The sequence below is a fragment of the Pantoea sp. GbtcB22 genome, from assembly GCF_019091025.1.
Lineage (GTDB): Bacteria > Pseudomonadota > Gammaproteobacteria > Enterobacterales > Enterobacteriaceae > Pantoea > Pantoea leporis.
This window is the reverse complement of the sequence record NZ_JAGXKB010000003.1, coordinates 181,627-208,114: the sequence shown is the minus strand read 5'-3', so window position 1 is coordinate 208,114 and position 26,488 is coordinate 181,627. Positions and strand designations below refer to the sequence as shown.

Below are 26,488 nucleotides of genomic sequence, written 5' to 3'. Positions count from 1 at the left end.
TAGTTTTACCAGCCAGCCGGATGGAGAGCAAGCCAAAGGGGCTCGCCTACTTTTAGTTATTTGGCGGAATAGCCATGCCTTTAATCTGCACCACGAAGTGCTGATGGCCTTTGGTGATGCGCGCACCGCGATCGCACCAGCGCGAGGCGAGACGGAAGAAATCGTCGCTGCCGATATCGTAAGCCAGTTCAACTTTATTGATACCCGAGTGCAGGAGTTCTTCCGCATCCTGCAGGTTTTTTGCTTTGATGACCATAATGGTTTCCATCGAAAAAACAAGAGCTGTAAGAGTAAGAGAAGTCTGTGACAGTTTTGTTTCAATTTGATGAAGCGCTGTAACATTTATCCAGAAATGTGATCTGGCTCGGGTTGAGTTGCTTTCGGTAAGTTACTGATTAAAAGCCAATAATCAGCATTTCTTTGGCGATAATCTGAGAATGCTTTATTGCATGGAAAACATATGAAATCGCCAGACTTTATATTCTGCCTTTACTTCCAACACATATGAATTACCATATGTAATAGATTTTTACTGGAACCTGGCCCAATGCTCCCTGTTCAACTTTTCAAACTGCTTGCCGACGAAACGCGTACGACCATCGTTTTATTATTACGAGAAGCCGGAGAGCTGTGTGTCTGCGATCTCTGCACCGTTACCCAACAATCACAGCCAAAGATTTCACGCCACATTGCCTTGCTGCGCGATGCTGAGCTGATTCTGGATCGACGTGAAGGCAAGTGGATACACTATCGCCTTTCTCCGCATATGCCGGCCTGGGCTGCATCGATTATCGATACGGCCTGGAATAGCCAGCGTGAGGAAGTGCGTGAGTCGCTGAAGAACGCCGCTGCTACGGGTTGTGAATAATCATTAAACACATTCGATTATTCGAATGCATTGGAGGCGTGATGTTTCTGGCAGGCGCAATATTTGTTTTGACCATCGTGTTTGTCATCTGGCAGCCGCGCGGCCTGAGCATTGGCTGGACAGCAACGATAGGGGCTTTACTGGCGCTGGTGACCGGCGTTATCCAGTTAAACGATATTCCCGCTGTGTGGCATATCGTCTGGAATGCGACAGCGGCTTTTATCGCCGTCATTATCATCAGCCTGTTGCTGGACGAATCCGGTTTTTTTGAGTGGTGCGCTTTGCACGTAGCGCGCTGGGGAAGTGGGCGAGGGCGGCTGCTTTTCACCTATATCGTGTTGCTCGGTGCATGCGTTGCCGCGCTTTTCGCCAATGATGGTGCGGCTCTGATATTGACGCCGATCGTCATCGCAATGCTGCTGGCACTGGGCTTTAGTAAAGGTGCAACGCTGGCTTTCGTCATGGCAGCAGGATTTATCGCCGATACCGCGAGTTTGCCGCTGATCGTATCCAATCTGGTTAACATCGTTTCCGCAGATTTCTTCAAATTGGGATTCAACGCTTACGCGGCGGTGATGGTTCCGGTTGATATTGCCGCTATTATCACCACGCTGATAGTGCTGCACCTTTTCTTTCGCAAAGACATTCCCGCCAGCTATGAGGTTTCACGCCTCAAACTACCAGCTGAAGCCATAAAAGATCCCGCTACCTTTAAAGCCGGTTGGCTGGTGCTGTTGTTGCTATTGGTGGGATTTTTCCTGCTGGAACCGCTGGGCATTCCAGTCAGTGCTATCGCCGCACTGGGCGCGTTAATTCTGTTTATCGTTGCCAAAAGAGGTCAGGCGATTAACACCGGTAAAGTGTTACGCGGCGCGCCCTGGCAGATCGTGATTTTTTCGCTCGGCATGTACCTGGTAGTTTATGGCCTCAAAAATGCTGGGCTGACGCAACATCTCTCTGACTTACTCAACCTCATTGCCAGCCACGGCTTATGGGCCGCCACCTTGGGTACCGGTTTGGTGACGGCGCTGCTTTCTTCAGTAATGAATAATATGCCAACGGTGCTGATTGGTGCGCTGTCGATTGATGCCAGCAGTGCGCAGGGCGTGATAAAGGAAGCGATGATTTATGCCAATGTTATTGGTTGCGACCTGGGGCCAAAAATTACGCCGATTGGCAGTCTTGCCACATTGCTATGGCTGCACGTACTCGACCAGAAGAACATCAACATTAGCTGGGGTTATTACTTCCGCGTGGGTGTCGTGATGACATTGCCCGTGCTGCTCGTCACCCTTAGCGCGCTGGCCCTGCGCCTAACGTTGAACCATTAAGAAGAGAGCACCATGACTGACATCACCATTTATCACAATCCCGCTTGCGGCACTTCGCGCAACACGCTGGCGTTAATACGCAATAGCGGCGTTGAACCTACCGTTATTCTTTATCTTGAGACGCCGCCAAATCGTGAGCAACTTAAGGCGTTGATTAGCGCGATGGGGATCGGTGTGCGCGCTTTATTACGCAAAAACGTCGAACCCTACGAACAATTGGGTTTGGCTGAAGAGCGTTTTAGTGGCGAGCAACTCATCGAGGCGATGTTGAATTATCCCATCCTGATTAACCGTCCGATTGTTGTCTCCCCGCTGGGAACGCGTTTGTGCCGGCCTTCAGAAGCCGTGCTCGATATTCTTCCCGATGCGCAGCAGGGCGAATTCAGAAAGGAGGATGGTGAGAAGGTGATAGATCAGCAGGGTAATCGAATCGTTTAGACCGAATTAGAAACAATAAAAAAGCAGCCATAAGGCTGCTTTTTTGGATTTTGGTCGGCACGAGAGGATTTGAACTTCCGACCTTGGACACCTCATATGCTTAGGGCGTTTCCATCACTTAGCTAGGGGGCAAAGTGAGTAAGGGTGACGGGAGTGTTTCTATAGTAGAGATATTAATGTGATTAAGATCAAATTTCCGACAATTGAGAAGTGTATAAATACGTCAACTTATTATTCGCTACGAATAAACCGAGCCCTGACGAGATTTTCAATTCGGAAATTAACAAATGAAAAATACTATGCTTGCTTTACTGGTAATGAGTTCATTTTCTACCGTGGCTGCTGACTTATCTCAGGCACAGGAAGCAGTAAGCCACACAGACCGCTACGGCGATTCGATTAACAACCGTCCAGAGGGTTCGGCGGGTGTACGTGGCGATTCACAGGATACTATGGGCGCTGCTATTGGTGCTGAACGAGCTCAGGCCCATGCTGATTTGAACAGTGCTCAAACTGTTAGCCAGAATCGGGCCGCTAACATGGCTGCCGTAGCTCGTGCTGATCAGGCCCAAGCTGTAGCTGACCGGTACGGTGATATTTCTGCACATCCTGCAGTAAATCAGGCTCCATACGCTACGCCTACTAAAACTCCTACGACTGTTCCGAACATGCAGCCTCAAGCCGTACCGCAAGCAACACCACATAAAACACCATCTTACAGTGTGCCTACTCCTACAGCACAGTTAACGCCCCAGATCGCACCTAATGAACAGTTAACTCCTTCCTACAGTGTTCCGACTGTTAAGCAACAGCTCACCCCGCAAGCCGTACCAACCAAACAACCTCAGATTACCGGTGCTTCTTACCGTGCCTATATCAATCAGCTTGAGCAAGCACAAACAATAAACGTCGCTGTTAGCAGCCTGAAACCTTCAACACTGGTTAACGTCACTGTGAACGGGATAACTAAAACTACAACGGCTGGGGTTATTGCGGCTGTTAATCCATCCGTACAAGTTGCAGTCCCACACGTTCCCGCGTTTCAGGTTAATACGGGCAAAGGTTCCAAAAATGATAAGGCTTCATCACATTCTTTTGGCGGTAGCGGTAATGGTGCTAATAATGCTGCTAACACTAATAGCGCTCACGGCTTAGGCGGTGGGCCGCATATTGGTGGCGGTTCAGCGATGGGCGGTGGATTCCACGGTAGCTGGTAAGCGAGAAAATTCAGATATGAAAAAGGGATTATCTCGAAAGATAATCCCTTTTTTCGAAAGGATTTTGGTCGGCACGAGAGGATTTGAACCTCCGACCCCGGACACCCCATGACCGTGCGCTACCAGGCTGCGCTACGTGCCGAACGTGGAAGAATATTACTGTTTCTACGCACGATTGCAATATGAGCCGCATTTAACTGCCTCATAATTAATCAGTTTGCGACGAAACGCTTCTCTTCCGTCAGCACCTGCAGTAACAACGCCAGCTGCGGTTTATGATCTTTCAGTTTGTTACCCTGCGCATCGTAAGCGCTGTAGCTGCCATTGTTATTCAGCACCAGCGTCACGGTTGGCGTGGTCACTACCAGCTTGCCATCTTCGCTGCTCGCCACCCAATCGTGGCTGCGTTGTGCGGCAAACAGATCTTCACCCTGCGAGAAGTTACCGGGATTAGTGCGCACGTGCAGTAAACGCTGCATCAGCGTGGTCATCACATCCTGCTGATCGGTCAGGCGATCGATGGTTTGCGCTGGCGTATTCGGCCAATGCACCACCAGCGGCACCTGTAACGTCGCACGGTTACCTGGATTGTCATCGTTGCTATCCAGATTGACCGCACGCTGCGCCGTGATCACCACCACGGTATTTTTCAGCAAATCGCGATCCTGCAAGGTTTGCAGCACCGCCTTAATCTGCTCGTCGACACCGCTTGCCTGACGCGTATAGCTACGCTGGCGCGCTTTTAGGTTGTCGCCATTGACCGTCACACCGTTAAGGGCAATCCACGAGAACCACGGCGCATTGTTTGATTTGTGGCCATTGAGCCAGTTCTGCCACTGCGTCACCGTGGTGCTATTCGGTTGGGTGTCGGCCTGCGGCAGCGAGTAATCGGCTAACAAAGCCTGACGATACAGCGGTTGGCTGAAGCCGTCCGATGAGAACAAGCCAAACTGATAGCCTTGCGCGTTCAGCGCATTCAGCAGCACGGAAGGCGTACGCGACGCTAACACGCCATCCATATAGCTGGAAGAGATGCCGTAGAACAGACCAAATAACCCTTTTTCCGGCTGTAGCCCCGCGCTGAAATGCTGGGTGAAGCGCACGTTCTCACTGGCGAATTGATGAAGCGACGGCAGCGCTTTTTCCACCGTGGCGTTGTTCAGACCATCAACGGTTAGCACCAGCAGATTGTGGCGCGTACCGCCATCGCGGAAGGTAATGTCACTCAGTGGATACTGCACTGACAACGCTTCCGGATCACCCTGTTGCACCAGACGGCGCTGATACTCTTGCGCATCCAGCAAACCGTGACGCTCAAGGAAGCGACGCGCGGTCATTGGATAGGAGAGCGGCAGGTTGGCGCGCTGCATGGTAATTGGGCGATAGAAATTGGCATCGGCCCAGATATAGAGCAGATGACTGGCGAAGAAGGCGCTGATAAACAGCGCAGCCAGCGGTTTGCCGAACGAGCGCCGATTAAGGCTGCGCAGCTTTTGCCAGCTCCAGGTCGCGAACAGCATTTCGACGAGGAAAATCAGCGGCACGCTGATAAACATCAGCTGCCAGTCGCGCGCCATCTCGCTTTGATCAGGGTTTATCACCAGCTCCCACACCACCGGATTGAGGTGCAAGTGGAAGCGGCTGAACACCGCGCTGTCGACCATAATCAACGTCAGCCCGGCGGTGGCGACAATCGCCGACAACACCCTAAGCAATCGCTGTGACATCACCACGAAAGTGAGCGGGAAGATGATCAGCAGATAACCGGCGAAGACGATGAAACTGAAATGACCGATCCAGCTGGTATAGGCATAGATACGTCCCGCGAGTGACGCGGGCCAGTCGGCGACCAACAGGTAGCGGCTGCCTAAAATTAACGCGAAGATAATATTAAACAGGGCAAACCAATGCCCCCAGCTGATCATCTGGGAGACTTTTTCACGGTAGCGCTGCCGGTTGGTTACCATATTATGAGGTCAAATCTGCATATTAATGAGCGTTATCATCGCGTACGGATGACTGCAACGCATCCGCGAAAGATCGAGCCAGTGTGCGGCGTTGAGCCGGTGAAACGCTGGTATTGATCAAGTTAGTTACCATGTTACCCAATACCATCAGGGAAAGGTCGGTTGGCGCTTTGTCTTTTTCAAGAATCTGCGCCATCTCTGCGAGGAGCTTTTCCACGCGTTCGTCACTGTAACGGGATGATTGTGGCATATCGTCGTCTAATCAAGGGTGAAAAGGCGGTATATTACCGTAACAACGCATTTTTTTCCGCAATTTTATCGCAAGCAGAGCGATCAGTTTGTGCTGGCAGTTGAAAGCGGCTGCGGGCGGTGTTTGAATACGCGCCTGAGCTAAAAGGAGAGTCTACCATGAGTCTGGATATCGACCAGATTGCCCTGCATCAGTTAGTTAAACGTGATGAAAACCAGCTTGAACTGGTACTGCGCGACACCTTGCTGCCTGCAACCCGCGCGGTTGAAGAGATGGCAGAAGAGTTGCACCGGGTTTATAGCGCCAAAAGCAAAGCTTACGGCCTGTTTAACGAAGATAGCGAACTGGCCGATGCGTTGCGTAACTGCCGCAAAGGGGAAGATGACTTTCTGGCGTTTAGCCGTGCGGCAACCGGACGTCTGCGTGATGAACTGAGCAAATATCCGTTTGCGGAAGGCGGCGTGGTGCTGTTTTTACACTATCGCTATCTGGCCGTGGAATATTTGCTGATTGCGGTTCTCAACAGCCAGTCGAGCATGCGCGTTAACGAGCAGCTGGATATCAGCAGCACCCATTATCTTGATATCAATCATGCGGATATTGTGGCGCGTATCGATCTCACCGAGTGGGAAACTAACCCGGAATCCACCCGTTATCTGACCTTCCTGCGCGGTCGCGTGGGGCGTAAAGTAGCGGATTTCTTCATGGATTTCCTTGGCGCTAGCGTCGGTCTGGACACCAAAGCGCAAAACCGTGGCCTGCTGCAAGCGGTTGATGATTACTGCGCCGAATCGGATCTCGATAAAAACGAGCGTCAGAACTATCGTCAGCAGGTTTACAGCTACTGTAACGATCAGCTGCAGGCCGGCGAAGAGATTGCGCTACACGATCTCTCCAGTGAATTACCGCCGCTGGGAGAAAAAACGTTTCAGGCCTTCACCCAGGAGCAAGGTTACGAGCTGGAAGAGACCTTCCCAGCGGATCGTAGCACCTTGCGCCAGTTGACCAAGTTTGCGGGTAGCGGCGGCGGATTAACCCTGAACTTTGATGCCATGCTGCTCGGCGAGCGTATCTTCTGGGATCCCACCACCGACACGCTGACCATTAAAGGCACGCCACCGAATTTGCGCGATCAGCTGCAACGCCGCACCAGCAGTAAATGAAAAAAGCCGGGTCACCAAAGTGCCCGGCTTTTCTATCAGAACGAATAGTTTATGCCACTGCTGATGAGGGAATCGGTGCGGAACTTGCCACCAAAGCTATGCTTCGCGCCAATATTCGCTGACCAGTTGTCGCTGATTTTCCCTTCTAAACCCAGATGAACCCGATAACGATCGTCGTCCAGCGCGCCATAAACGCGTCGGCTGTGGCGATCCTCAAGGGTTAGTGAAGAGCCAGAACGGCCCGGTGAAAATTGTTTTTCAACGGTGGCGCTGAATCGCACGCGTGGCAGCAGCGTACCGAGCCCCTGTTTGCTGACTTCAATACCCGGCGCGAGTCCCCACGGCATGGCTGAACTCAGGGCAATGCTGGCCTCTCTGCTTTCCAGCGTGTATCCCGGTAAATAGCCTGCGCTGGCTTTCAGGTAAGGCGATAGCGTGAAAGACGCATCCAGCAGAGGGTAGGATTTACCCCATTTTGCACTGCCTGCCAGCATATGGCTGGTTTTTGAGGTGCTTTTTACTCCCAATACCGGGTCAAGGTGAATGTCCTGACGCAGATGCAGGTAGCTGGCAGCAAGATCCATAAACCATCCTTCATCGCTCATTCCGCTTGCATACAGGCCCAGAGTGCTCAGTTTATGGCTAATGCTGGCTTCGTCCCCGGCATTTCCCTGGCTGTAACTGGCGGTCACGCCATAAAGCCAGGCATCCGCTTGCGCATCGGCGCCGATCTCTAGCCTGCTGTCTTTTAACGTTACGCTATCCATTCTGCCGCGATTTTGGCTGAGGCTGGCCCATGCGCCGCTATTTTCATGGTTACCGCGCAGGAGCTGAGCGCGATCGGTCAGCATATTGCTGATTTCACTGAACAGGTAGTGGCGCGAAGCGAGCAGGGCGCGCGTACTCTGCACCAGCGGCTGATTATCAATGACCTCAAACCAGTCTTCTGCAGTACCCGGATTTGGCGTGATCTCGGGCTCAGGTTTCACTTCTGGTTCAGGCTTAACTTCCGGTTCGGGCGTAATGTCGGGTTCGGGATGAGTCTCCGGATCGGGGTCGATTACCGGATCGGGTGGTAACACCGGATCCGGCGTTTTGGCAATGATCCATTTCACGCGACCATTCTCTTCCACAACCTGATAATCAGCGGTATAGAGCGAGAACCCGCGTTTGACCGGAGGTAGCGTGAAATAGTCGTGCGCGGTTCCGGCGGGCGCGTTCACCAGCACGATCTCTTTCGCGATGCGGTTGGGGAAGGTTTCACCCAGCATAAAACCAAGATCGAGGGTGTTGCTGCCGCCCTGCACGCTGGACCCAATGTATAAACTGTCGCTAATGGCGGACTGCGGCGCGATGCCGAAACCAAGTTGCAGATGATTTGCCGTCAGATGTTCCACAGAGAGCAGCTTCGGCGTCCAGGCCATTTCATCTGCAGAAAGAAGCGAGATGATACCGCCTTTACCTGCATCCATCCGATGCACGCGGCTGTTACCATTCATATTCCAGAATGTTTCACTGCTCAGGGTGACTCTCGCTGAGTGACTGTCGTTGATGTGGCCGTGGTAATCGACTTTGCCAAGATGAAGCAATGCGTTATCGCCCAGCGTGATATTGCCCTCAACCGAGCTGGCGGGAAGGAAACGCAACTCTTCCGCGTTTCGCTGTGCAACTTTGCAGCTGCCCTTAGTGCTTTGCACCGGCGAGGTGCAGCGTAAAATTTGCTGCTCATCAGCAGCGTCGGGATGGTAGCCAAGGATAACCTGGCTGTTGTCGCCCGCCTGGATATCGGCTTTAACCTGCGCGTATTCACCGACCTGTAAACGTGCATTGTCATTGACTACAATGTTATTGGCGGTGAAAGAGGAAGTGTACCAATCGTTGTCAATGATCAGGCCGCCGGCATGAGGAACGGGTTGCCCGGACAGCAGAAGAGTCCCCTTATTGACGCTGATATTTCCATTTAAATGGATATTACCGGTCAGTGCGAAATGTGTATTTCCACTCTCCGGAGATAAATTCACGTCTAATGCACCATTATTTTTATCCGACGAGCGCGTGCCAATGTCTCCGCGGAAAACTAAATCATTTAACTGCGATAGTCGATAATCGACGGCTTGAACCAGATCATATCCCAGATACTTCCAGTCTTCATTGTCCTGCTGATTTGTGGGGAAGTACCAATACTTCTCTTTTTTTAATTGAAAATACTCTTTACGTTTTGTTCTCGAATTATAATATTCATAAATATCACCAATGTTACCAATATCGACACTGCTCCAGGTGTTTATATTGATATCGCTACGTGAGTACCCTGTAAGCGTTAGACTGGCCGAGGTTAACTCACTCTGATTGATCACTGCCGCACCGCTATCCGTGTGATTAATCTGTCGCATTGTGAGGTTATTACCATTAAGGTCCAATGTCCCCCCACGATAACCAAAATAAATGTTATCAGGATTAACCTGGTCTTCGCTCGCTAAAACAACGGTAGGCCGACCGCTCGCTAAATACAGTCGAGAAAATGCCTGGCGATTTCCTTGCGCATCTTTTTGTTGTTCCAGAATAACGGTGCCATCGCCGATATTCAGTCCGCCTTCATTGACACCTGTGGCATTAATATGTAAGACGCCACCGCCAATTTTGTGTAAATCATCATCTTTGAGTCCATTCACTTGCCAGATGACTTTTTTCCCTTCATCGATTTCAACGCCGCCGCCCACCCAGGTTGCGCCCACATTCTCTGCAGATTTCAGGGTGTAGTTATTAGAAAACTGTAGTTTTCCTGCTCCCAGATTGACAGCCTCATTAAGAATAATGTCTCCGCCCGCGCCGTTAAAGCGAATATCTTTGGTTGCATCAAGTTCAATAAGGCTGGCTTTGCCTGGTGCCAAATGACGATATGTGTTGTCTATACCTTGCCAACCCCAGTTTTTACTACCCTGAACCAGCTTATCTGCATTCCAGTAAATTGGGCCATTATTCGCAAAATCAGTGACATCGGGAGAGATATTGTTGGCAATAATCCCATTGAAATATTCTTCATTAAAACGTGTTGAGATAACTTTGCGACCATAAGGCGTTGCGCTACCATAACCACCATAATGTACACCAGCGAGTTTCCATTTTTTATCAACATTGTCGTAGACGTAAATAGGGCTGCCACTGTCACCGCCGCCGGTTGATATTGATAAAGCGGATGAATATTGATGGCCAGGTTCATATTGAATCCAATAGAAATCGTCATTTTTTTCTTTGTTGAAGGTAATGGTGTCAATATTAATTGTTCCACCCGCTAACCATTTATAGGCACTGGCCAGGAACTCTTTCTCAGTGAGGTCATTTGTGACCTGTGTCATTTCACCAGCACCCGCGCGCACATAAGCAATATACCGAGAGCCATGTCCTTTCTGAAGCTCATTACGTTCCACATAATCTATTGGCGCTACTTCGGTTACAACTTTGTTTAACCGTGGCAGAATATTATCCTGAACGGCGGATTGATTGCGGTTAATAAAAAGATAACGGGAGGAATAAGCAGAAGGACCGCCAAAAGAAACGCTACCCAAAGCGGTTACGTGCCGTGTGGTGGTTACATAGGATGGATTAATCAATGTGGCAAACCCGCGACGAGATACACTGCTAAGGTCGGGCATGGCAAAATCAAGATAACCACTCAGCTCGCCATCTTTCTTAAAAATGGGAATGTTGCTTAAGCCGACACGATATTTACCCATATTCTCGGCAAAATCACGGTATTCTTGCACGTTAATGTCATGACGCATTACGCCCGCATAGCCAGAAAATGAGATGAGTATGATGCCATAGCCCAAGGCAGGTATTTTTTTCACTTGAAGTCCTTGCAGACAAATTCTGGAGAAATGTTAAAACGGCATTCTCCATGGTTTGTGAAAGCTTCATGGTAAAGAACAGTCTCAAATAAACGAAGGCAGAGAGAAATGAAAGACAGGGGTTTTTAGGAAGGGAAGATATCGGGTTATTTTTTATGCCTAAAATAAAAGGGCCGGTTTCGCAACCGGCCCTTCTACCTTCAACTCATTCAGCAATTAAGCGCGAACGAAGTCGATGTGGAACAGTTTTGGCTTGAACGGATGACGCTGTACCGCCTGAGCTTTAACTTTAACTTCTTTGCCATCAACCGCGATGGTCAGCACTTCGCTGTAGAACTCAGGTTTAACCTGTACGTTCATCACTGCATCGTGGTCGAGTTCGATAGCAATTGGTGCTTCATTTCCGCCATAGATGATGGCCGGGAATTTGTTTGCTACACGCAGGCGGCGGCTCGCACCCTTACCCTGGTCTTTACGTACTTCAGCGTTAATAGTGAACATTTGATGTCTCTTCAATAGTTCCTGCTACAGGCGACCCAGCAACAGGACGGTTATTCAAACTGCTTTTACGGATGCAAAAGCGGGCGGCATTATAGCCCCAATGATGCTGCAGGGGCAAATGATTCCGCCGCTTAACGCAGCTCATTGGCACGGCGATAACGGCCCTGATAATCAAACATTTTTTCGCGAATCTGCCAGAAATGGCCTTTTGCGCGTGCCACCACAAAGTCCGGATGACGCAATAAAGGCTGTAAGGCGATGACATCCGCTGCGGTTTGCCAGCCAAGTTCCACGCCCGGCGCGCGCTGATGCGGGCGCATAAACAGCTGCTCAAAGGCTTTGCGTTGTGCTGGCGTTTGCAGGCGAAAACGCTCGCTGACGCTGGTGCCATCTTCATCGAAATAGGTGGCTTTCAGCCATTCGCCTTTATCATCGCGTCCTTGCTCCAGCGTCATGCCGGCGCAGCGCAACACGCGCGCATCTTTCAGTTTCAGCGCCGCTTTCAGCATGTCATCCGGGTCGACCAGAATTTTGTCGCATTGGTGGCAGCGCCGCGCGGCAATGTCATTCTCGGCGCCGCAATCCGGGCAGCTTTTGAAGCGAAAGCGATAATCACACTGTTCGCGCTCACCTTCATCATCTTCCAGCACGCCCTGACAGCGGCGGCCAAAATGCTCAATGATGTGTCCATCTTCGGTGGTTTTGCCCCAGAAGGTATTGGCGAAACCGCAGGCGGGACAAAAAACCTGCACCGGCTGATTGTCGCTGGCCCCTTTCGGCGCGCCGACTTCGGGGGTGAAAAGATCGTGTGGATTACCGGCGTAATCCAGCACCAGACAATCGGTTTTGCCGGGTGACAAGCGTAAACCGCGACCGACGATCTGCTGGTAGAGGCTAACGGATTCGGTAGGGCGCAAAATGGCGATCAAATCCACGTGGGGCGCGTCAAAGCCAGTGGTCAGAACGGCAACGTTGACCAGAAACTTCAGCTGCTGCGCTTTAAATGCACCAATCAAGCGGTCACGATCCTTTACTGCCGTTTCCGCCGAGACCAGCGCGCTGTTTTCAGGCAGCAGCGTGAGGATTTCACGGGCATGTTCCACGGTGGAGGCAAACACCATCACGCCACGGCGATCTTCAGCAAACTCAATAATCTGGCGAATAATATGCGGCGTTACGCGATGCTGTTGTTTCAGCTCGCGGTTGAGATCGGCTTCGCTAAACAGGCCATTATTTTGCGGGATCAGGCGGCTGAAATCGTACTGCACCACCGGCATATCTAAGCGCTCCGGCGGCACCAGAAAGCCGTGTTTGATCATATAGCGCAGCGGCAGCTCATAAATGCAGTCCCGGAACAGCGCTTTCTCATCGCCGCGCACCATGCCGTGATAGTGGAACTGATATATCCAGCCTTTGCCGAGTCGGAAGGGCGTGGCGGTCAAACCCAACAGGCGCAACTGCGGATTGTGCTGCCGCAGGTGGGCGAACAGCAGCTGATACTGGCTCTCTTCGTTATCGCTGATGCGGTGACACTCATCAACGATCACCAGTGAAAAGGCGCTATCGAAGCGATCAAGATTGCGTGCTACCGACTGCACGCTGCCAAACACCACTTTGCTTTCGCTCTGTTTGCGCTGCAAACCCGCGGCGAAGATGTCTGCTTCAAGTCCATAAGCCTGGTATTTGCTGTGATTCTGCTCCACCAGCTCTTTGACGTGGGCCAGCACCAATACCCGTCCACGCGCTAGCCGCGCCAGTTCAGCAATCACCAGACTCTTACCCGCCCCGGTCGGCAGCACAATCACCGCAGGCGTGGTATGGCGACGAAAGTGGTTGAGGGTGGCGTCAACCGCCTCTTGTTGGTATGGGCGCAGGGTGAATGACATCGGGGCAAACTTTTTTCTGGAACGGACGCGCATTATGCCATGAAAGCCAGTTAAACGCAGGTTCACTACTGTTAGCACTCTAAGGATCAAGCTATACTGCCCACACTTTCTTAACGGACAAAAACACCGTTTCAGTTTCCCCCGCAGTAACAGGCAAAGCGAATTCATGCGACTCGAAAAATTCATATCTCAGCAACTGGAAGTTAGCCGTGCTATCGCCGGACGCGAAATCCGCGCCAAAAAAGTCACCATTAACGGCGAAGTTGTGCGCGATGCGGCATACAAAGTACAGCCAGACGATGAAGTCGAATACGACGGCAATCCGCTGGTGGTACAGCAAGGACCGCGCTATTTTATGCTGAACAAGCCGCAGGGTTACGTCTGCTCAACCGACGATCCCGATCATCCCACCGTGCTGTTCTTTATCGAAGAACCCGCAGCGTTCAAGCTGCATGCGGCGGGCCGTCTGGATATCGACACCACCGGTTTGGTGCTGCTGACCGACGATGGCCAATGGTCACACCGCATTACCTCCCCGAAGCATCACCTGGAAAAAACCTATTTGGTGGAAGTGGAGGAGCCAATCGATCCTGTCCTGGTTGAGAAGTTCGCTGCGGGTGTACAGCTGCACAATGAAAAAGAGCTCACCAAGCCGGCCGTGCTAGAGATTCTCGATGAGAAAGCCGCCCGTTTGACTATCAGCGAAGGGCGTTACCATCAGGTCAAACGCATGTTTGCGGCGATGGGTAACCATGTCTCAGCGCTGCATCGCGAACGTATTGGTGACATCGAGCTGGATGAAGATCTCGGCGAAGGTGAATATCGTGAACTGACCCAGCAAGAGGTCGACAGCATCGGCCTGCCAGAAGAACTCAAACAACGTAAATAGCGGGAGAACGCGGTGCGCAAGGAAAAGAATTCACCGGTCGGTTTAGTGGTCATCCTCGGATTGCTGGCAATGCTGATGCCGCTCTCTATCGATATGTATCTGCCGGCCATGCCGCAAATCGCCCATGAGTTTGCGGTTTCGGCGGGCAGCGTGCAGATGACGCTCAACCTTTACATCCTCGGTTTCGCCATTGGCCAGTTAGTTTACGGTCCACTGGCAGACAGCTACGGACGTAAACCGGTGATTGTGCTGGGAACGCTAATTTTTGCCTGCGCCGCCGCGGCTTGCGCGCTGTCACAAACCATCGATCAGCTGATCTTTATGCGCTTCCTGCACGGCTTATCGGCCGCCGCTGCCAGCGTGGTGATCAACGCCTTGATGCGCGACACCTACTCGAAAGAGGACTTCTCGCGCATGATGTCATTCGTGATGCTGGTGACCACCATCGCGCCGCTGCTGGCACCGATTATCGGTGGCTGGCTGCTGTTGCTGTGGAACTGGCACGCTATTTTCTGGACGCTGGCAGGTGCCGCGCTGTTCACCACCATGCTGGTCGTGACGCAAATTCGTGAAACGCTCAAGCCCGAACAGCGCCAGCGCTTTCATCTGCGGACCACGCTGGGCAACTTTGTGGCGCTGGTGCGCCACAAACGCGCCTTCAGTTACATGCTGGCAAGCGGTTTCTCCTTTGCCGGATTATTCACCTTCCTCAACGCCGGTCCGTTTGTCTACATCGAAGTGAACCACGTTTCCCCGCAGAACTTTGGCTATTACTTTGGCCTGAACGTGGTGTTCCTGTTCGTGATGACGTTGATCAACAGCCGCGCCGTGCGACGTTTTGGTCCGGTGAAAATGTTCCGCATGGGATTGTTGATTCAGTTCGCGATGGGCGTTTGGCTGTTGATTTCCAGCGCGCTGGATTTAGGCTTCTTGTCGCTGGTGTTTGGCGTGGCGATGTTTATTGGCTGCGTCTCGACGGTGTCGTCGAATGCGATGGCGGTGATTCTGGATGAGTTTCCGCATATGGCTGGCACCGCTTCCTCGCTGGCGGGAACGCTGCGTTTTGGTGTCGGTGCTTTAGTCGGCGCGCTGCTCTCATTAGTCAGCATTAACAGCGCCTGGCCGATGGTTGCCACCATTGCGCTGTGCGCCACAATTTCGATTGTGCTGTTCACCTATGCTTCTCGGCCTCAACAGCCAGCGTGACATCCCAGGTTCGCTGTAAAAGGCGACCTGACCTCTCTTGATTCTTCTCCCTCACTCACTAATCCCCATTCATTCGTTATGCTTAATGTTTCCATTATGTGAAAATTTAGAGATAAAAAAGTAACGATAATGCGTCTAAAATGATTGTTAACCGCAGCCGAACACGGTAAACATAGGCATAAATGTGAGAAGCCTCGCAAATTATAAATTGGCTACACGCTTTGTGTTTAAAACGAGAAGGCAGACTGAATTGGTATTCAGAGCTAATCAGATTGGGATTCACCACGTTGTGCCGTCGTCGTGAATAAAGTTAACGTCTCTGGGGGCCGTATAACTATGCTGCAACTTTCCGTTGTGCATCGCTTGCCACAACATTATCGCTGGTCGCTGGAACATGCGGGTGAAATTGTGCGTCAGGAAGCAGCGAATGGCGTGCATGCCGAAGATTTAGTGGTGCTGCGCCTGCTGAGTCATGATGGTCATCCGGCGCTGGAAATTCTGCACCAGCTGAAGGAGACGCTGGCGCAAATTCAGGTCGAGTGCAAAATCGCCGAGTGTGAAGGGCAGCCTTGCCTGCTGATTCAACGTGATGACGAAAGCGCGACCAACTGCTGCCTGAAAAATCAGGGTGTCGCTATCGCCGAAACCTTTGATGGTCACTGACTTAGATCTTTTCCCTGCGCAGACGCCAGTAGCTGCCGCGTGTAATCGGCTGCTGGTGCGTTAAACAGCGTTTCGCAATCACTTTGCTCCACCACTTCACCCTGACGCAGCACAATCAGCTGATGACAGAGCGCGCGCACCACCTGCAAATCATGGCTGATAAACAGATAGGCGAGCTGATGCTGCTGCTGCAAACGGCGCAGTAAGGTGAGAATTTGCTTCTGCACCGAGCGGTCCAGCGACGAGGTGGGTTCATCCAGCACAATCAGCTGCGGCTCCAGGATCAACGCGCGGGCGATGGCGATGCGCTGGCGCTGACCGCCTGAAAACTCCGCCGGATAGCGTGAGCGGCTGTCGGCATCGAGTCCCACTTCCTGCATCACCGCAATCACTTTGGCTTCCTGCTCCGCACTGCTCAGTTCCGGGCGATGCACCGCTAAACCTTCCGCAATCACCTGTTGCACCGTCATGCGCGGATTGAGCGACGAATTGGGATCCTGAAACACCACCTGAATGCGCTGGCGCAGCGGCAATAACTGCTTTGGCAACAGCTGATGCAGCGGCTGATCGTCAAACCAGATCTCACCGCGCGCGCTAATTAAACGCAGCAGCGCCAGGCCCGTTGTGCTTTTGCCCGAGCCCGATTCGCCCACCAGTCCGAGGCTTTCGCCACGCCGCAGGGTAAAGCTAAGATCCTTCAGCGCCATCTTCTCTGCCACAGTGCGACGCAGCAATCCCCGCCGGATCGGGAAACCAACCTGTAAATTCTTCACCTGCAACAGCGGTTGCGCATCCAGCAGCGGCACCGGTTCGCCATCCGGCTCGGCGGCGATCAGTTCGCGCGTATAGGGCTGCTGCGGCTGGCTGAACAGCATATCGCAGCGATTATGTTCCACAGCACGGCCATTGCGCATCACCGTGACGCTGTGCGCCAGCTGACGCACGATATTGAGGTTATGGGTGATGAACAGCATGCCCATGTTGAGTTCACGCTGCAGTTCGCGCAGCAGTTGCAGAATTTGCGCCTGCACCGTCACATCCAGTGCTGTGGTCGGTTCATCGGCGATCAGCAGCTTCGGCTGGGTTAGCAGCGCCATGGCGATCATCACGCGCTGTCGCTCACCACCAGAAAGCTGGTGCGGAAAATCCTGCAAGCGCGATGCCGCATGGCGAATGCCGACGCGATCCAGGCAGCTCAGCATTTCGCCACGCGCGGCTTCGCGCCGCATGCCGCGATGCACCGACAGCACTTCATACAGCTGCTTCTCCACGTTATGCAGTGGATTGAGCGACACCATCGGTTCCTGAAAAATCATCGCCATCTGGTTGCCACGCAGCCCGCGCAGGGTGCGTTCGCTGGCTTGCAAAATATCCTGGCCGTTAAACAGAATTTCGCCTTGCGGATAGTTGACCGGCGGTTGCGGCAATAAGCGCATGATCGACAGCGCAGTCACGCTTTTACCTGAACCGGATTCGCCCACCAGCGCCAGCGTTTCGCCGGCGTCAATCTGCAGCGAAATGTCTTCTACCACGCGGCGATCCTGAAAGGCCACCGCCAGATGATTCACCGTTAACAGGCTCATTTAGCGTCCTCGACTCGGGTCAAAGGCATCGCGTACCGCTTCGCCAATAAAGATCAGTAACGACAGCAGCAGGGCGAGGGCAAAGAAGCCCGCCAGTCCCAGCCACGGCGCCTGTAAATTGTTTTTGCCCTGGAGCAGTAGCTCGCCAAGCGAGGGTGATCCCACTGGCAAACCAAAACCCAGGAAGTCCAGCGAAGTTAGCGTGGTGATTGAGCCGCACAGAATAAATGGCAAAAACGTCAGCGTGGCGACCATGGCGTTGGGCAGCATGTGGCGCAGCATAATGCGGCTATCGCTGACGCCGAGCGCGCGCGCCGCACGGATATAATCGTAGTTACGTGCGCGCAGGAATTCGGCGCGCACCACGCTCACCAGGCTCATCCAGCCAAACACCACCGTCACCAGCAGCAGCCACCAGAAGCCGGGCTGAATCACGCTGGAGAGCAGAATCAGCAGGAACAGCGAAGGCATGCCGGACCACACCTCAATCAGGCGTTGACCCACCAAATCGATGCGGCCGCCAAAGTAGCCTTGCACCGCGCCAACCACGATGCCAATCACGCTGGAGAACAGCGTCAGCATGATGCCGAACAGCAATGAGATGCGCGTGCCATACAGCAAGCGTGCCAGCACATCGCCACCGTTAGCATCGGTGCCGAGCCAGTTTTGTGTGGAAGGTGGCGAAGGGAAGGGCACATCGGTGGCGAAGTTAATGGTGCTTTCGCTGAAGCGAATCGGTGCCCAGATCGCCCAACCTTGTTGATCGATGCGCTGCTTCAGCCAGGGATCCTGATAATCGGCAGGCGTAGAGAAATCACCGCCGTAATCACTTTCGCTGTAGTTGAATAGCAGCGGCACATACCAGCGCTGCTGATAATGCACCAGCAGCGGTTTGTCGTTAGCCAGCAGCTCAGCGCCCAGTGACAGCACAAAAATGATCAGGAAAATCCACAGCGACCAGTAACCGCGACGGTTATGGCGAAAACGCTGCCAGCGCTGCTGGTTAACCGGAGATAAGCGCATCAGCGTCCCTCAAAATCAATGCGCGGATCGACCAGCGTGTAGGTCAGATCGCTAAGAATGTTCATCAGCAGGCCAATCAAGGTGAAGATATAGAGCGTGCCAAACATCACCGGATAGTCGCGCTGAATAGTGGCGTCATAGCCGAGCAGGCCCAAACCATTGAGTGAGAACATCACCTCTATCAACACCGAGCTGGTGAAAAACATGCTGATAAAGGTGGCGGGGAAACCGGCGATCACCAGCAGCATGGCGTTGCGGAACACGTGGCCGTACAGCACGCGCTTCTCATCCAGCCCTTTGGCGCGCGCGGTGACCACATATTGTTTGCGGATCTCATCAAGGAACGAGTTTTTAGTCAGCATGGTCAGCGTGGCGAAACCGCCAATCACCGTAGCCAGCACCGGCAGCGTGATGTGCCACAGGTAATCGCTGATTTTGCTGTACCACGGCAGCGCATCAAACTGCGGTGACGTCAGGCCGCGCAGCGGGAACCAGTCGAAATAGCTGCCGCCAGCGAACAGCACAATCAGCATGATGCCGAACAGGAAGGCCGGGATCGAATAGCCAATGATGATAAAAGTGCTGCTCCAGATGTCGAAAGCGCTGCCGTTACGCACCGCTTTTTTGATGCCCAGCGGAATCGACACCAGATAAATGATCAAGGTGCTCCACAATCCCAAACTGACGGAGACCGGCAAACTCTCTTTGATCAGCTGCAGCACCGATGCGCTGCGGAACAGGCTGTCGCCGAAATCAAAACGGATATAGTTCCACAGCATTTCACCGTAACGCTGCAGCAGCGGTTTATCGAAGCCATAGCGATGCTTAATTTCCGCGATCACTTCCGGATCGAGTCCGCGAGCGCCGCGATATTGGCTGTCGCCGGGATTGTCACGCATCAGCGCACCGCGCGCGCCGCTGTCGCCGCCGCCTGAGCCAGGAATGCCGGTGCTGTGACCAAACTGCACATTGGCTAACGCCTGATCCACCGGGCCGCCCGGCGCAATCTGCACAATAAAGAAGTTCAGGGTGATGATCGCCCAAAGTGTCGGGATGATCAGCAGTAACCTGCGAAGAAAATAGGCTGCCAAACCGTGCTCCTCAGCGTCGATTGGCCGGCAATCGCCCGGCTTTGTTCACATCGTACCACCAGTTTTCCAGACCGGTAGCAAACGCGGGTTTAATCTCGGGATGGGAAAACTTGTCCCAATACGCCATGCGATCTTCCGCGCTGTACCACATCGGAATCATGTAGGCATTCCACAGCAGGATGCGATCCAGCGCTTGGCCGAGCGGCAGCAGCGCTTTCTCATCGCCCTGATGCTCAACGATCTGCTGCACAAAATGGTCGACTATGGGATCTTTCACGCGCGGCCTGTTCCAGGAAGAGTCAATAAATTGAGATTGCCAAATCGTTTGCAAGCTGGTCGAGGGCCATGGCATGGCGTAATAGAGCGATGGGATCATGTCGTAGTCGCCTTCGCGCATACGGCGGAGATATTGCGAGCTGTCAATCTGGCGCAGCGAGACCTGGATGCCAAGCCGTTGCAAGCTGTGCTGGAACGGCAACGCCCAGTCGTTTTGCGTACCGCTGCGCATCAGTAATTCGAAACGGAACGGCTGGCCGGATTTCACATTCACCAATTGCTGATTTCTGATTTCCCAACCCGCCGCTTTCAGCAAGTTCATGGCTTGCAACAGGTTGCCGCGATCGAAACCGCTGCCGTCAGAACGTGGCGGGGCATACTCATTGTTGAACACTTCGGACGGCAGCTGCGCTTTGTAAGGCGCCAGCAGGATCAACTGCTCGGCTTTGGGATAGCCAAGCGCGGCATATTCAGTGTTCTGGAAATAGCTGCGCGTGCGTTTATAAGCGCCATAGAACAAGGCTTTGTTCATCCACTCGAAATCGAACGCCAGCGTGATGGCTTCACGCACGCGACGATCGGCGAACAGCGGTTTTTCGTTGTTAAATGCCAGCCATTGCGTGTCGGTGGAAACGGTGTTGGGAATGGTCGATTTGACGATGGCGTGACTGTCAAAGTTGCGACCGCGATATTGTGTCGCCCATTTCTTCGCTGAACTCTCTTCGCGCAAATCGTAAGCGCCGGCTTTAAAGGCCTCAAACGCCACGTTGTCATCAAGATAATAGTCATAACGCAAAGTATCGAAGTTAAAACGCCCGCGATTCACCGGCAGATTGGCGGCCCAGTAATCTTTCACCCGGCTGTACTGGATAAACTGACCCGATTTATAAGAGGTGACGCGATAAGGCCCGCTGGCCAGCGGCGGATAACCAATCGGCTCGTTAAACTTTTTGTTTTGCCAGAATTTTTCCGGGATGACCGGCAGCGTTAGCCAGCTGAGAATCCGATCTTTGTCCGGTTTCGGCATGTCGATACGCACGGTGAGACGGTTTAGCGCTTTCACTTGCACGTCACGAAACGCCACGCGGAACTGCGGCACACCTTCCGTCATGAATTTCTGGAAGGTGAAAGCCACATCCTGCGCGGTAATCGGTGTTCCGTCCTGAAACTGTGCATGAGGATTGATCGACACTTCCATCCAGCGATAGTCGTCGGGATAGCGCGCTGATTCCGCGATCAGCGGATAGTAGCTGCCAGGTTCATCATCGGAGGTGGTAAACAAGCCGTCATACAGCGTATCGGTACCGATGCCGGGATTGCCGCGCGAGGCGAAACGATTGAAGTTGTCGTAGGTGCCCACCACCGCCAGCGTGATCTTGCCGCCTTTGGGCGCGGCGGGATTGGCGTAATCGTAGTGAGTGAAATTCACCGCATATTTCGGCTCGCCCAGCTTAGCGAAGGCATAGCTTTCATTGATGGTGGCGGCATGCAGCGGCGCAGTGGCGCTACAAATGAACAACGCTGTGACAAGACGCAGCAGCATAAGTGGGGCGATCTCCTGTGGTGTTCCGCACTTTATGGTAGCAGTTTCATGGGGTTCGCGTGATGTTAACTCAGCGCGCGCTGGCGTTGATAATAGCTGACGAGGTTTTCGGGGCGTAACGGACGACTAAACAGATAGCCCTGCAAATGCGTCACGCCGCGATTCACCAGCCACGCCGCCTGATCGCCCGTTTCGACCCCTTCAGCCACGGTTTTGAGATTGAGTTTTTTTGCCAGCAGCAGCACTGCATCAAGCACCGGTGAGGTGACAGTTTCTGTACCAATGCTTTGCACAAAGCCGCGATCGATTTTCAGGTAATCGAACGGATATTTTTCCAGATATATCAGCGCGCTATGCCCAGTGCCAAAATCATCAATCGCTATTTTAAAATTGTTCTCATGTAGCCAGGCGAAGATTTCTCCCGCGCTTTTTTCACCGACCATGCTGCGTTCGGTAATTTCAAACACATAGTTGAAGTGATCGGTAGGCATGATGTTAATCCATGCCTGGACATCGCGCCGGAAGCTCTCTGAGGCGAGATGAAGCGGCGAGAGATTGAGGCTCAGGCGCGTGCCGCGCGGCAGCTGTTTACAGAGAAACTGGGCATCGCGCGCCACCAGCGTGAACAGATGCTGAGTGAGCGGAATAATCAGGTTTTGCGCTTCGGCGTAGCTGATAAAGGCATCCGGCGGAATCATGCCTTCAGTGGGATGCGTCCAGCGCAGCAGCGCTTCCACGCCGTAGGGTTGTCCATCGTGCGCAGTGACCAGCGGCTGGTATTCAACATGAAACTGGCCACGTTTAATGCCCTGCATGATCTCTTTGCCCGGCCGCTGATGTCGCGTCAGCAATAACCCGCTTAGCGCGGAAATCAGCAGTGAGAAGAGTATGCCGGTCAGCAACGTCAGTGAGTAATCGCGTGGCGCTAAGGTGGTGCCAAACAGCACGAAGCGTAGATCGCTGTTATTAAAGGCTATTTCATGTAGCGATGCCGGTAAATCACTCGCGCGTACCACGTTGTTGCTGCCGCTCAACAGCGCTTTGTTGCCGACCACCAGCGCCATGCCAGTGATTTCGGGATGATAAGAGGCCAGCAGCTGATAAGGCGTCAGGCTGATGTTCATGGTGGCGAAAAGGCCGGTCTCGGCTGAACCTGGATTTTTCACCCATAGCACCAGCGCCGGTTTCTTCGGTAGCAATGGCGTGCCTTCCAGCAAGCGCATATCGCGATCGCGTTCCAGTTCAGACTCAGGAGAAATATCGTTGGCTGGCATCAGAAAAGCGCCGGTGGCAGAAGAGCAGTAAGCGTTGCCATCACGCACCAGCAGGATGGCGCGGATATTACCGGCAAAGGCGGCGCGAGAAGTGAGCTCACGACTGACGTTGTTGCAGGCTAACTGGGTGTATTGCTGTAAGGGATAAAGTGTATCGACCAGGCTTGCTATCACCTGTTGTAAATCGTCGCGGCTGTGTGCCAGAAGCTGTTCGTGTTGTTGTACACGTTTTTGCCAGGTGAGTGTTAATAGCACGGTGACAAAAAGCAGAAAGAATGCCGCGCCGATAATCGCGCTATGCCAGGCGATACGGCGTGAATAACTGCGGTGGTGTTTTAATGTCCCTGACAGTGGCATGGAGTGCATTCCCCTTGTCTTGCCATTTTTTATTATGTTTATCTTTTGGTCACTACCCACTTCAGACCGCAGCCACGGTGATAACGGTGTCTGCAGCGCAATATCTGGGTATCAGGAAGTCAACGAGAATATAACGAGAGCGCGAAGAATGTCTCGTTATATTTTTGATTCTCAATTACTTTTTATCGGTTGGATTTGAGTTAAAAACTACGGGCGAAAAAAAACGCTGCCGGGGCAGCGTTTCTGATTCTCTGGCTGAGAGGATCATCAAAGAAATACGTTAGCTTGGGTTTTTAGCAAGAACCCGACGCGCTTCGCGGTAACGATTTTTCCAATAACTGTCATTCAGGTTGGAAATCATTACGCCACTGCTGGTGGACGCGTGAACAAAGTTATCGTTGCCAAGATAGATGCCCACGTGGCGACCGGTAGAACCGGCGCGGAACAGCACTAAGTCACCTGCGCGCAATTTATTGCGTGAAATCTCTTTGCCGGTGTCTTGCTGTTCAGACGTTGAGCGTGGCAAATCTAAACCGAACTGCTCGCGAAAGGTGCGCTGAACAAAAGCAGAACAATCAATGCCGCGTTTGGTGTCGCCGCCTAAGCGATAACGTACACCTTTCCAGTCACTGTACTGTTCCATGATGCGGGACTTAACGTCCACGTTCTGCACCATCTGTTCAAATTCGTCCTGAGACGCTTGAAGTAAAAAACCATTCTGGTTGTTAACTTCATGATTCTCGTTATTCGCGTTCTGACCGTTATGGGTACTGCTGCATGCTGATAAAAGTGTTGCGAGTGCTACCGCGGGAATGATCCGCCTGAGGTATCTCAGAATTGGTTGAGACTTGACCATTGTACGTGTTTTCCTTCGATTTCCTTACGACAGAATGTCGTCAGCCAGATGACAAAACGGGTTGAGATTAATAAGTACGACCGTCTAAGACAAATCCTTAATTACTAAAATGTGTTAATGCACACATTTTTGTCGCTTTCAGCACCGCATTTTATGCTGTTGCTTACTAATCGGATTTGAGGTTAACCGATTACAGACCGCGTGGCGAGTGCTTTTATATAAATATTCAAAGGTTTTTTCGATGTGAAATCAATCTGTAACACAATGGCGAGTTTATCAACAATTGGCAGCGATTTAATAGCCAAACAGCGGTGCAATAAGGGGGTAATTCTGGCGCTAAGGCCGATTTTAAGAGGGTTCGGGCTGGACAACTTAGGATTAAGGCTATTGTTCCGCGTTTTTCATCATAATCTTTTCTTTTACCTGAATAATGTTAGTTTGCTAATAGTTTATTCAGGTTTTAAATAAGCGCGAGCGACTGACTTTTTGTTCTATGATCACTCGCGCTTAACAATTACGTGCGCGGCTTATATTTGCCCGGCAACGAACGGTTCAGCCAATTCACCAGCTTGTCGCTGAAGGGCGTTAACAGGCACCAGCTCATGCCAACCAGCACGACTGACAATGAACCCACAGCGATATCAGTAAACCAGTGCGCACCCGCCATCACACGTGGCAGAGCAAACACCACGGTAATCATCAAACCCACCAGAAACGCGCGGAAGCCGAAATAGCGCCACATAAAGCAGGTGAAGATCATCAGCATCATGCCGTGGTCGCCAGGGAAGCTATCTTTCGAGGCATCTTTGGCCGGGATGCCGGTCAGTTCGCTTACGCGATGCACATTCTCAAAAAACAGCGTTGGGCTGGAGTGCTGTACCGGCAGCAGATGACCGAGCTGGTTCAGTACTACCGCGCTCAGCAGCATCGTGATGCCAATGGCCAGCAAACGGCGACGACCTTGCGGTGTCTCGCGACGCCAGTAGCTTAAATAGAGCAAACCCATAGCCAGCAGCGAAACCACATCGAAACCGCGGAAGTTAGTGATGGCCACTAACAGTGCGAAACCGTGATGATCAACCATCTGGTCATTGAAGCCATAAAAGATGGCTTTATCGATACCAAACCAGAACCCGTGATCCGGCGGCAGGTACCATGAAAGGAAAAGCATCACACCCAGTGCATTCAGCAGCAGGATGGTGACTAATCGAGAAGCGCGCATAGAAAATAGACTCAAAGTGAAAACAACGGGGCAACCTAACGCATCTAATTTAAACGAATCTTCAACAAAGCGGTCTGCAAAAGGTTCCAGTCAGCAGGCTGATGATGAATCAATTCGATGCGGCTATCCGGCGGTGTAGTAGGGCGGGTTTCTATAAACAAATCGTCGCCCTGGCGATTGATATTCACTAAACCATCGGCAGTGCGCAACACACCTTTAACGCGATCAACCGGCGCATGCCTTGCCCACTCTAGCGCTTTGATCGTATCAAACACGGTTTCACCATCGAATATCCAGCCACAGGAAGCATAGCCCTGGCCTTCATTTAGCGCACGACGCCAGCGCGCCTGGCCATCCAGTTTCAGTGCGGCCAAGCCTTGTGGACGTGAATTCTGGTGGTGATGTGCTGCATCGGGAACCGCACGATCCGCTAAGGCGGGTTGAGTCAACAGCGCGGGATCGATGCGTCCCCACGCCGCTTCCACCAGCTGACGCTCGCCCAAAAATTGCTGTTGCCAGGTCTGTAACCGCTGACGATCATCATCGCTCCAGCGGTCGCTTTTGTTCGCCACGATGATATCGGCCGCCACCAGCTGATCGCGGAAATTCTCATTCTCCACTACGTGTGCGTCGGCAAGCTGGCGCGGATCGAGCAGCGTTAAGGTGGCATCCACCTGAATCCAGGGTTGATAGACGGCAGCACGCAGCATATTCAGCAGCTGTTTGGGATGGCCAAGGCCGGTGGGTTCGATAATCAGACGATCGGGTTTAGCCTGTTTTAGCAGCATGTTCAGCCCCACCTGCAGCGGCAAGCCGTTAACGCAGCACATGCAGCCGCCGGGAATCTCTTTCAGCGTGGCACCGCGATCGGCGAGCAGTGCGCCGTCGATGCCAATTTCGCCAAATTCGTTGACCAGAATCGCCCAGTTTTCATCGGCGGGTTTATTGGCTAACAGATGCAGCAGAGTGGTGGTTTTTCCGCTGCCAAGAAATCCGGTGATGAGGTTTACGCGCGTCACAAAAGGGCTCCCAAAAA

General features: G+C 52.5%; 22 protein-coding genes and 1 tRNA gene. 8 read left to right on the top strand and 15 right to left on the bottom strand.

Annotation, left to right across the window (positions count from 1 at the left end; translation table 11 throughout):
* Positions 1–52: 52 nt before the first annotated feature.
* Positions 53–256: a hypothetical protein gene (locus tag KVT28_RS12355; protein WP_008105079.1), complete on the bottom strand. Its 204-nt coding sequence runs from the start codon at positions 254–256 to the stop codon at positions 53–55.
* Positions 257–547: 291 nt separating this feature from the next.
* Between KVT28_RS12355 and KVT28_RS12350 the strand changes: the two genes are divergently transcribed.
* The 4 genes from KVT28_RS12350 to KVT28_RS12335 all read left to right on the top strand — a co-directional run bounded on the left by KVT28_RS12350 (position 548) and on the right by KVT28_RS12335 (position 3,854).
* Entirely contained in the window at positions 548–868 is a 321-nt protein-coding gene (locus KVT28_RS12350; RefSeq protein ID WP_101763682.1) for a metalloregulator ArsR/SmtB family transcription factor, read from the top strand.
* Between the two features lie 41 nt (positions 869–909).
* Positions 910–2,199, top strand: coding sequence for an arsenic transporter (locus tag KVT28_RS12345; protein WP_217548711.1), 1,290 nt, complete (start codon positions 910–912; stop codon positions 2,197–2,199).
* Positions 2,200–2,211: 12 nt separating this feature from the next.
* Complete coding sequence (gene arsC, locus KVT28_RS12340; RefSeq protein ID WP_217548709.1) at positions 2,212–2,637, top strand: glutaredoxin-dependent arsenate reductase; 426 nt, start codon at positions 2,212–2,214, stop codon at positions 2,635–2,637.
* Between the two features lie 287 nt (positions 2,638–2,924).
* The gene (locus KVT28_RS12335; protein ID WP_217548707.1) at positions 2,925–3,854 is read left to right on the top strand and encodes a hypothetical protein; all 930 of its coding nucleotides are present in this window, start codon (positions 2,925–2,927) and stop codon (positions 3,852–3,854) included.
* A 65-nt stretch (positions 3,855–3,919) separates the two neighbouring features.
* Here the strand turns inward: KVT28_RS12335 and KVT28_RS12330 are convergent.
* From KVT28_RS12330 to KVT28_RS12320, 3 genes are all read right to left on the bottom strand, one after another.
* Positions 3,920–3,996: transfer RNA gene (locus KVT28_RS12330), tRNA-Pro, on the bottom strand.
* Positions 3,997–4,066: 70 nt separating this feature from the next.
* A complete protein-coding gene (yejM, locus tag KVT28_RS12325; protein ID WP_192233308.1) occupies positions 4,067–5,821 on the bottom strand; it encodes an LPS biosynthesis-modulating metalloenzyme YejM in 1,755 nt (584 codons plus the stop codon).
* 22 nt (positions 5,822–5,843) lie between these two features.
* Positions 5,844–6,071 carry a YejL family protein gene (locus KVT28_RS12320; protein ID WP_036648480.1) on the bottom strand — a complete coding sequence of 76 codons (228 nt, stop codon included), beginning with the start codon at positions 6,069–6,071 and terminating at the stop codon, positions 5,844–5,846.
* A 158-nt stretch (positions 6,072–6,229) separates the two neighbouring features.
* Between KVT28_RS12320 and yejK the strand changes: the two genes are divergently transcribed.
* Complete coding sequence (gene yejK / locus KVT28_RS12315; protein ID WP_101763686.1) at positions 6,230–7,234, top strand: nucleoid-associated protein YejK; 1,005 nt, start codon at positions 6,230–6,232, stop codon at positions 7,232–7,234.
* A 35-nt stretch (positions 7,235–7,269) separates the two neighbouring features.
* On the opposite strand, the gene KVT28_RS12310 is transcribed toward yejK, so the two are convergent.
* The 3 genes from KVT28_RS12310 to KVT28_RS12300 all read right to left on the bottom strand — a co-directional run bounded on the left by KVT28_RS12310 (position 7,270) and on the right by KVT28_RS12300 (position 13,469).
* Positions 7,270–11,082, bottom strand: coding sequence for a S6 family peptidase (locus KVT28_RS12310; RefSeq protein ID WP_217548705.1), 3,813 nt, complete (start codon positions 11,080–11,082; stop codon positions 7,270–7,272).
* Between the two features lie 216 nt (positions 11,083–11,298).
* The gene (rplY, locus tag KVT28_RS12305) at positions 11,299–11,583 is read right to left on the bottom strand and encodes a 50S ribosomal protein L25 (RefSeq protein ID WP_101763688.1); all 285 of its coding nucleotides are present in this window, start codon (positions 11,581–11,583) and stop codon (positions 11,299–11,301) included.
* Between the two features lie 131 nt (positions 11,584–11,714).
* Positions 11,715–13,469, bottom strand: coding sequence for a DEAD/DEAH box helicase (locus KVT28_RS12300; RefSeq protein WP_192233312.1), 1,755 nt, complete (start codon positions 13,467–13,469; stop codon positions 11,715–11,717).
* Between the two features lie 166 nt (positions 13,470–13,635).
* Here KVT28_RS12300 and rsuA point away from each other — a divergent pair, with 166 nt between their 5' ends.
* The 3 genes from rsuA to KVT28_RS12285 all read left to right on the top strand — a co-directional run bounded on the left by rsuA (position 13,636) and on the right by KVT28_RS12285 (position 16,227).
* Positions 13,636–14,358: a 16S rRNA pseudouridine(516) synthase RsuA gene (rsuA, locus tag KVT28_RS12295; RefSeq protein WP_101763690.1), complete on the top strand. Its 723-nt coding sequence runs from the start codon at positions 13,636–13,638 to the stop codon at positions 14,356–14,358.
* A gap of 12 nt (positions 14,359–14,370) precedes the next feature.
* Entirely contained in the window at positions 14,371–15,564 is a 1,194-nt protein-coding gene (locus KVT28_RS12290; protein WP_192233314.1) for a Bcr/CflA family multidrug efflux MFS transporter, read from the top strand.
* 336 nt (positions 15,565–15,900) lie between these two features.
* Complete coding sequence (locus tag KVT28_RS12285) at positions 15,901–16,227, top strand: hypothetical protein (RefSeq protein WP_101763692.1); 327 nt, start codon at positions 15,901–15,903, stop codon at positions 16,225–16,227.
* Here the strand turns inward: KVT28_RS12285 and yejF are convergent.
* From yejF to KVT28_RS12245, 8 genes are all read right to left on the bottom strand, one after another.
* Positions 16,221–17,810, bottom strand: coding sequence for a microcin C ABC transporter ATP-binding protein YejF (yejF, locus tag KVT28_RS12280; protein ID WP_217548703.1), 1,590 nt, complete (start codon positions 17,808–17,810; stop codon positions 16,221–16,223). The two genes, KVT28_RS12285 and yejF, sit on opposite strands and share 7 nt — an antisense overlap.
* Positions 17,811–18,833 (bottom strand): ABC transporter permease, encoded by a 1,023-nt coding sequence (locus tag KVT28_RS12275; protein WP_217548701.1) that lies wholly within the window; start codon positions 18,831–18,833, stop codon positions 17,811–17,813.
* On the bottom strand, positions 18,833–19,924 hold the full coding sequence (locus tag KVT28_RS12270) for a microcin C ABC transporter permease YejB (RefSeq protein ID WP_176972345.1): 1,092 nt from the start codon (positions 19,922–19,924) through the stop codon (positions 18,833–18,835). The genes KVT28_RS12275 and KVT28_RS12270 overlap by 1 nt, the downstream gene beginning before the upstream one ends.
* 10 nt (positions 19,925–19,934) lie before the next feature.
* Positions 19,935–21,743: an extracellular solute-binding protein gene (locus KVT28_RS12265; protein ID WP_217548699.1), complete on the bottom strand. Its 1,809-nt coding sequence runs from the start codon at positions 21,741–21,743 to the stop codon at positions 19,935–19,937.
* Positions 21,744–21,808: 65 nt separating this feature from the next.
* Complete coding sequence (locus KVT28_RS12260; RefSeq protein WP_110866603.1) at positions 21,809–23,374, bottom strand: cyclic di-GMP phosphodiesterase; 1,566 nt, start codon at positions 23,372–23,374, stop codon at positions 21,809–21,811.
* A gap of 280 nt (positions 23,375–23,654) precedes the next feature.
* On the bottom strand, positions 23,655–24,230 hold the full coding sequence (gene mepS / locus KVT28_RS12255) for a bifunctional murein DD-endopeptidase/murein LD-carboxypeptidase (protein WP_008105015.1): 576 nt from the start codon (positions 24,228–24,230) through the stop codon (positions 23,655–23,657).
* A gap of 514 nt (positions 24,231–24,744) precedes the next feature.
* Positions 24,745–25,452, bottom strand: coding sequence for a phosphatase PAP2 family protein (locus KVT28_RS12250; protein WP_101763698.1), 708 nt, complete (start codon positions 25,450–25,452; stop codon positions 24,745–24,747).
* A 44-nt stretch (positions 25,453–25,496) separates the two neighbouring features.
* The gene (locus KVT28_RS12245) at positions 25,497–26,471 is read right to left on the bottom strand and encodes a GTP-binding protein (protein ID WP_217548697.1); all 975 of its coding nucleotides are present in this window, start codon (positions 26,469–26,471) and stop codon (positions 25,497–25,499) included.
* Between the last annotated feature and the right edge of the window lie 17 nt (positions 26,472–26,488).